Here is a 4,252-nt window from a genome sequence, read left to right as displayed (position 1 = left end):
TTATTAAAAAATCTGTGGAGAGCCAAGACTCTCCAGAGTATTAATTGTGCTTCGCTGTTTCTATATTGGTTGGCTTTTCATCTCATCGGTGAAACCGAGAGCCTTCAAGCCAACATTTAAGGTAAAACTGAGGTGAATAAGTTACTCTGCATAGGGGATAGACTTTTTTGGGGTGGGGAGTTGTCATTGCAAATTCTCTAAACGGATGCGTGGGTCAACGGCACGGAGGAGTAAATCCGCTAATAAATTCCCTAGAATTAACATCGTCGCCCCCATCATTAATCCGCCTACGGCTAAATGGACATCTTGCCCCATCACGGCCTCTAGAATTAATGACCCTAAACCGGGCCAGCTAAAGAAAAATTCGGCAATAAAAGAACCGCTTAGAAGACTGGCAAATTCAAAGCCTAAAATGGTCACAAGGGGATTGATGGCATTGCGTAGGGCGTGAACATAAATCACGCGGTTTTCTGGTAGACCTTTAGCCCGGGCGGTTTGAATATATTCTTGACGTAAGACATCTAACAGAGAACCTCGGGTGAGGCGTTGTAGCCCGGCAAAACTGGTAATACTGAGGGCGATGGTGGGGAGAATCATGTGCCAACCAATATCAACCACTTTGCCTAAAGGGGGTAGGTCTGCGTGGTTAATGCTAGTCATCCCCCCAACGGGGAAGAGGGGGGAGGTGATTTGGGCGACAAAGAGTAAAACCAGACAGGTGATGAAACTGGGGAAACCTTGACCTAAATAACTGAGGACTCGTAAAACCCGGTCGGTGAGTTGATTTTGCTGGACTGCGCCCACAATTCCTAGGGGAAGTGCGATCGCCCAAGTAATAATAATCGAGGGAATGGACAGGAGAAGAGTCGCCGCCATCCGTTGGACAATCAGGTATTGCACCGACACACTATAGACGAAACTATAGCCGAAATTGAACTGACTCAGCACATTCCAGAACCAGCGCCAGTGTTGAATAAACCAAGGCTGATCGAGGGCAAACTGGTCAATATATTGCCGAATGACATCCTCGGAGACATTGGGATTTTCATAGAGCAGTCGGTCGGCCGGATTGCCGGGGTTAAACTGCATGACAAAAAAGATCATCACCGAGGCCAGAAATAGGGTCAGCATCCCTTGTAACAGTCGCTTGAGGACATAGAGAACCGTTTCATGGGTCACTATAGCCTTGAGGTGGGAGAAACTCTCCTTGAGGCGATCGCGCCATGTAAAATCCTGGGTAACAGTCATTGAGGTATGTTTGCTCGTTTATTGCTAATAACTAATCAACGAAATAATCGGCACATCAGGCAAACAATCGCGCCCCTTGAGTGCCACCAACTCAATTACAAAAGCAAAGCCAATCAACTCCGCCCCGCAAAAACCCACTAACTCAGCCGCCGCCTTAGCGGTTCCCCCCGTCGCCATTAAATCATCAACAATTAGCACCTTTTTTCCCGCTTCGATGGCATCCTGATGAATTTCGAGGCAGTCTGTTCCATATTCTAAATCGTACTCCACCGAATGGATCGCCCCCGGCAATTTACCCGGTTTGCGCACCGGGATAAATCCTGCCCCCAATTGATAGGCCAACAAGGGGGCAAACATAAATCCTCGGGACTCCATGCCAATAATATAATCTGGCGCAAACCCTGCCCCTTGGCACTGTTCGCGCAATAAATCCGCCGTCGCCCGGAGTCCCTCGGGTTGTCTTAAGAGGGTGGTAATATCTCGGAAAACAATGCCGGGTTTAGGAAAATCGGGAATATCCCGGATAAGTGTTTTAAGATCCATAAAAACATTTAGAGGATGTTGTCCCCGGGTACTAATAACATAGAAAATAGTACACTAGAAACCTGATGATGTTGGAATTGAGGGAAATTCCCGAATCCATCTGACCGGAGAGAACAAAACACAACGGGTCAAAGTCTGATCTCCCAGTTGTCCCCCTAGGTTACGTTGATTCTCCAGTCCTTCTTCAGTCACCGCCTATTCCTAACCCCATGAGTCAATCTGTGAACATCCAGTCGGATTATAGCCCTCCCGCCCGTCCAACGCCTTTGATTTTGGACTCGCTGCCCAATCCTGCTCATATAGAAGGGTGTTCCCTTCGCGTTCAACAGAACCTCGATCTGATTCTCCTCGCTTTGGAAGCGTTAGAATTGGGCGGTTCGGAGTATATGTTAGCCACCGCAGCCGATCTAGAATTACAGGGCATTATAGAAAATCGCGTGGTGTTGTGGCGGTTACGCTGTACCAATCCTTGGCGTAAATCCTACACCCGGGAAAGCTTGAACTTAACTCAGGCCAAGGCTTTATCGGTGATTGCCAGTTACCGGGCGCGTCAACTAACGGTTTTGATTCGCCAGTTGTTGTTAGCCCAGCAGCAAATTGTCGAGAAGGGATTACCCTTAGAACAGCATTTTCGTTTGTCTGAATATTTAGAACGGTTTCGGGCGCACTTTCGCAGTCGGATGAATCCTAAACGGGCGAAAGTGGCGTTTTATCTGTCTCATGAAGAGGAGTTAAATGAGTTAGCGTTATCCCTTTTGAGTAAGCTACTCTTTTGTACGGGAACATCAGGAATGACCAGATTGTGGATTAGTCTATTCGACGGAGAGGTACGATGACCATTAAGCGACAGTATAGCCTGCCCAATTGCCGCCTCGTACTGGAAGGCTTAAGTGATGAAGTGGATTTGACGGGGGAAAATGCCCGGCCGCGAATGTCGATTCTGGTTAATGCTGAATGTCATTTTGCGGGGTCGGAACAACATTTAACGGGGGGTCGGGATTTTCTAGAGGGTTTAGTCAAAGGGGTGAGTGCCTATGCTCAGGAGTTTCTCAGTGGGATTGCTCATCCGATAGACCCCAATAGCGCTCCTGAGATGGTGACAGTGGCACGGGGTCATGACCCCAATTTGCACTATTTGCGCTATCACCACACCTCGGAAGGGCAACAGGCGGAAACTTTGGAGTTGCCCTTAAATACGGTGCAGTTGTTTGATTTGGTGGAGGCGATTGATCAGTTTTTGCTGGATAATCGCACGTTGCCGGATCTGGCGTTACGTTTACAACCGGTGAGTCGTCGCTATCGGAAGGCGGATGTTCCGGTAACGGAACGGGCTAAACCGATGGCGGTGGGTTTGGGGAGTTTGGCGATCGCGGCTGCCCTGTTATTTGCGGTGCCGATTCCTGAAGTGGAGCGACCGGATCCCCGTCTGGCGGAGGATCGTCAGGAACAAACGGAGGAAACGGATCCCCGGGCTAATCTCCGACCTGTGGCCGAGATGGAGGTGGAGGAGGTGGTGGCGTTCTTGGCCGGAGCGCCTCTGGTGGAAGATCCCACAGAAATCCGCTATTTGCAACGCTATCTCTTCCGGGAGTTGAATAACGCTTGGCAGGAACGAGGGGGGTTAGGGCAAACCTTAACCTATCGGGTTTCCCTGACCCGGGATGGTTCTATTGTGGGGTATCAGGGCATCCAAGGCACGCCCCAAGAGGCGGCGGAACAAACCCCTCTGGCTGATTTGGCGTTTATCCCTATAGGTCGGGAAGGATTGGAGGAAGGACTGGAGGAGGCGATCGCACCCTTCCGCGTTGTGTTTACCAATCGTTCTGTCCTACAAGTGACCCCCTGGGATGGGGAGGCGAGAAACGCTACCTTGGGGCCAGAAATTGAAGATCGTCCTACCCTACGGCGTTTACGGGATGAGCTGCGTGAAACTCTGAGTGCGGCCTGGGCTGAGGGGGACACCGAAGGGCGTTCGTTAATCTTCCGGGTGGCTGTGACGGAAGAGGGTGCGATCGCCGACTACGAAGCCCAAAATCAACCGGCCTTCGACCTCGAACAAATCACCCCCCTCCCCGAATTAGTCAACCCAGCCGCCGCCGGAATGGGCAAGGAACAAGGAACTTGGGTCCCTCAAGAACCCCTTGGACAGTTTCGCGTGGTCTTCCGGGATGGAGGAGTGTTAGAAGTGAGTGCCTTGCGAGGCCTGTAAGGTAGAGGATAACCTTGACCGAAAATAATGGGATACAAGCCCCGTCCTTCAGGACGGCTTTTTATTACTCATTTTTCAATTCCATGTTATTATAATATTTGATATCCATTAACTCAGTATCATCTGTGTTTGTCTACGAGTTTAAGGTCTACCCTAAACCACAACAAATAACCGCCATTAATGAAGCAATTAGGACATCCCAATTTGTCCGAAATAAAGTCCTTCGTTATTGGATGGATAATCGTGGTATCG

At 49.7% G+C, this 4,252-nt stretch carries 5 protein-coding genes; 3 read left to right on the top strand and 2 right to left on the bottom strand.

What is annotated here, in order from left to right; genetic code table 11:
• Positions 1 to 183: 183 nt before the first annotated feature.
• Together K4A83_RS22220 and K4A83_RS22215 are read right to left on the bottom strand one after the other, a co-directional pair.
• Positions 184 to 1,248, bottom strand: coding sequence for an ABC transporter permease (locus K4A83_RS22220; RefSeq protein WP_265266898.1), 1,065 nt, complete (start codon positions 1,246 to 1,248; stop codon positions 184 to 186).
• A gap of 24 nt (positions 1,249 to 1,272) precedes the next feature.
• Positions 1,273 to 1,791: an adenine phosphoribosyltransferase gene (locus K4A83_RS22215; protein WP_265266897.1), complete on the bottom strand. Its 519-nt coding sequence runs from the start codon at positions 1,789 to 1,791 to the stop codon at positions 1,273 to 1,275.
• Between the two features lie 209 nt (positions 1,792 to 2,000).
• Between K4A83_RS22215 and K4A83_RS22210 the strand changes: the two genes are divergently transcribed.
• The 3 genes from K4A83_RS22210 to K4A83_RS22200 all read left to right on the top strand — a co-directional run.
• Complete coding sequence (locus K4A83_RS22210) at positions 2,001 to 2,627, top strand: DUF3038 domain-containing protein (protein ID WP_265266896.1); 627 nt, start codon at positions 2,001 to 2,003, stop codon at positions 2,625 to 2,627.
• A complete protein-coding gene (locus K4A83_RS22205) occupies positions 2,624 to 4,000 on the top strand; it encodes a DUF4335 domain-containing protein (RefSeq protein ID WP_265266895.1) in 1,377 nt (458 codons plus the stop codon). Before K4A83_RS22210 ends, K4A83_RS22205 begins: the two co-directional genes overlap by 4 nt.
• Positions 4,001 to 4,125: 125 nt before the next feature.
• A partial coding sequence (locus K4A83_RS22200) for a helix-turn-helix domain-containing protein (protein ID WP_265266899.1) occupies positions 4,126 to 4,252 on the top strand: 127 nt, incomplete at its 3' end.

This window comes from Spirulina subsalsa FACHB-351 (assembly GCF_026130165.1).
Taxonomy (GTDB): Bacteria; Cyanobacteriota; Cyanobacteriia; order Cyanobacteriales; family Spirulinaceae; genus Spirulina_A; species Spirulina_A subsalsa_A.
The sequence above is the reverse complement of the archived record's forward strand: the minus strand, read 5'-3'. Positions and strand labels throughout refer to the sequence as shown.